The organism is Salmonella sp. SAL4457 (assembly GCF_046548235.1).
Classification (GTDB): domain Bacteria; phylum Pseudomonadota; class Gammaproteobacteria; order Enterobacterales; family Enterobacteriaceae; genus Salmonella; species Salmonella enterica.
In genome coordinates, this window is the sequence record NZ_JBGDZO010000092.1 from 1 (window position 1) to 399 (window position 399).

The 399-nt window shown below is 64.4% G+C and carries 1 pseudogene; it reads right to left on the reverse strand.

Going from position 1 to position 399, the window contains the following annotated elements:
• A pseudogene (locus ACLJNW_RS23375) lies at positions 1-399 on the reverse strand (translational GTPase TypA); the annotation flags it as partial.

Here is a 399-nt window from a genome sequence, read left to right on the forward strand (position 1 = left end):
ACCGAGCCCTGGTGCTGCTCCTCGATGTCGATGGTGACGTTCTCGTAGGGCTCCTGCTTCTCGCCGTCCTTCTCGATGATCACCACTTCCGGGCGGCCCACGGCCAGCTCGAAGCCTTCGCGGCGCATGGTCTCGATCAGTACCGACAGGTGCAGTTCGCCACGGCCGGAAACCTTGAACTTCTCCGGGCTGTCGCCCGGCTCGACGCGCAGCGCCACGTTATGCAGCAGTTCCTTCTCCAGGCGCTCCTTGATGTTGCGGCTGGTGACGAACTTGCCTTCGCGGCCGGCGAACGGCGAATCGTTGACCTGGAAGGTCATGCTCACGGTCGGCTGGTCGACGGTCAGCGGCGGCAGCGCCTCGACGTTCTGCGGGTCGCACAGGGTATCGGAGATGAAC